Genomic DNA, 2,851 nt, shown 5'->3' with positions numbered 1-2,851 from the left:
ATGGAAGTATTAACTATTTAACGCCCCAAGAAATGGAGGACCGTGCTAAACAAGTAGCTTAGATCTTTCACCCCTACCATTTTTTTGCGAAAAAGTCATGAGTATCATTCGTCATCGCTACCCATAGCGGTCAAGCGATTTGGGCTTGAGGGGGATGGGAAACGATGGCACACTCTCAAAGTGACATTTTTCAAAAAAGTCTCCCAAAAAGTGTCCAAGATATTGACTTAGATCCATACCTTTTATAAATCAGCAACTTGTTTATCCAACTTTATTATTTCTTTATAGACCTCATAGGCTTCTGTCATCTCCTTAAGAGCATTTTTTTCTTCAATCGATAATTCTTTTGCTACAGACGTCTTTTCCCCATGAAATCTAAAACTCACTTGACTAGCATTGATCATATCTTCAATAAGCATCTGTTCATCTTCACCGATTAAAATATCAATCCATTCGATAGTGTCATTTGCTTTATCTTGCTCAAGATGGGACATAGGTAAAATATACTTATGATTAGTTGTTGATACGGTGATATTTTTCAAATTTAACTTTTCTTTACCTATATAAGAAATACGCCAATGATAGTTTAACTTTACTTCACCAATACTTTGTCGATCATTTGTTACAATATAAGGAAAAATCTGAATTATGTTAAATGTGTTCGTTAAAAAATTAGACCTGTGTTGCCTATTAAATTCACTTTCAGTTGTTACATAATCACTAGGCAGATTATTTAACAAATCGGCCAAATGATTGTAAGCCTCTGTTTGTTTCTTTTTTAATAATTCAGGTGTTAGCTCTGTTTTTTCACTACTTTCACTTGTTTTTTCATCTTTAAACAATTTTTTTAAACCCGTCTCTACAAAATTAGACGCACTTTTACTAATGGGTTGCTTATAAAACAAATTCATTGCTAACATCGTAGTTAACAAACTAAGAATAATTAAACTACTAGACAGTTGTTTTTTTCTTGCTTTCTTATTTATAAATTGACTACTTTTAACCACACTCAAACTCGCTAAGATAAGCAATAATACGCTTGTAATACTAGCAGCTTTTATGTTATACCAAATAGAAAGCAATACAAAACATACATTATAAACCAGTAATAGCTTTACCCAAAAGAAATTTTTGTTATGTCTCACCAGTTTCTCTCCCTACTCTACCACTTCGATCATTTAACATATAAAAATGAACTAGAAAGTAACAGGTTACTTCTTAGTACTATCAGTATATACAAGAATAGCTTACTGGTCGATTCTTTTTTATTAACTGACTTAAACTATGATCAGAAAATGGCTTAAATTTAGTATTTTATACAGAACAAAAAAATGATTTTGGTAATTAATAATCAGAGGCTATTCACGATGACTACATTTAACATTCTCGTCTGCAAACCATACTACGGATTCTCTAAAATATAAGTCGAATGAATGAATAATCTGCCTATGTTTTATTTACTCAACCTACTTGCTTATCTGCCCTTTCGGGGACTAAATTACCACAAAAAGAACCTCTAATTTTTAACAAATCCCCAAGGTATAGGGATGTTAAAAATTAGAATAAGTAAAGTAGTAATATTATGGGCTAGTTAGCCTCAAAATGGCCTGTTAGCAAATCGACAGCCTTAGATAAGTGTGATATAACTAATGAATAGCCTCTCTTTCGTTAAAATTAAACGTACTTGATCTTTAATAACAGCAATTTCATTTGAGGTAATCCCTTTGTACGGATTTTACGGACATTATTAATATAACTGAAAAACCGTCTTACACTCATTTAAAACCTGCTTCTGTAGCAAGGTTTCAAGTCTTTTTTCACCCTTTGACATTACAAAGTCTTACTCACGAATGTCCGCCTTATACGGACATGATTCAATCGAAAATTTCTTTTAACACAACAGTAGCTTTTCAATTGTTTAAGCTTGATGCTAAACATTCATTAATAACAGTTATTCCATTAAAAATAATCCCTGTGTCCGTAATTCACGGACATTTATAATATAACTGAAAACACTTTTAACAGTCATTTAAAAATCGCTATGCAGAAACACTTTAAGTCTTTTCCCCACCCTTTGACATTACAAAGACATACTCATTAATGTCCGCCTTATACGGACATAATTCAATCGAAAATTTTATTTAACATAACATTGGCCTTTCAATTGTTTAAACTTAATACTAAACATTTATTAATAACAGTTATTTCATTAAAAATAATCCCTGCGTCCGTAATTCACGGACATCCTTAATATAAGAGAAAGAACTTCTAATAGTCATTAAAAAACTAATGATATCAATGATTTAAGACTATTTTTCACCCGTTTACATCACAAACACACACCACTCCCTGTCCGCTTTTTACGGACAGAGATCAATCGAAAAATTATGTTAATATAACATCAATGTTCATTCTTATAAGCTATTTCCAAATTACTAATAACCGTGACAGTAAGCAGAGAATCTCTTCCTCGAAAGACTCTCTGCTTATACAGCATTACTCTTCTACTAACACTTTTCCCATTACCTCAAAAAACTCCATCTCAAACGTCACCGTGGTCACTGACGTAACCACCTTTACATTCGGCTCGTCCCCAATTCGAGCCGTATCTTCAGCGATTCGTCCTAAGAACTCATCGGTCAGATCCACTTTAAGTGCTAGCGCCACTTCTTGTTCAATATACTCTGGATGACAGCCAATCGCCACTGCCAATGGGTCATGTAAGGCACAGCCAGCCAAATAAGGATGGTAAGTCTCATAAGCCGATAGATAAAAGTCTAACATTGAGGCGAAAAAGGGACCAGCACCGTTTTCGCTTTTTTCCCACTTGGCAACCTCTTGCCGAGTTAAG

2 protein-coding genes are annotated in these 2,851 nt (G+C 33.5%); both read right to left on the bottom strand.

What is annotated here, in order from left to right; genetic code table 11:
* Window positions 1–242 precede the first annotated feature (242 nt).
* Window positions 243–1,145: a hypothetical protein gene (locus AC5KOD_RS02870; protein WP_496913030.1), complete on the bottom strand. Its 903-nt coding sequence runs from the start codon at window positions 1,143–1,145 to the stop codon at window positions 243–245.
* Between the two features lie 1,351 nt (window positions 1,146–2,496).
* Window positions 2,497–2,851, bottom strand: a 355-nt coding sequence (locus AC5KOD_RS02865; RefSeq protein ID WP_496913029.1) for a nucleoside hydrolase, incomplete at its 5' end; no start/stop codon positions are given.

It is taken from the genome of Vagococcus sp. WN80Y, assembly GCF_059621045.1.
This window is presented reverse-complemented; position numbering and strand designations above follow the sequence as displayed.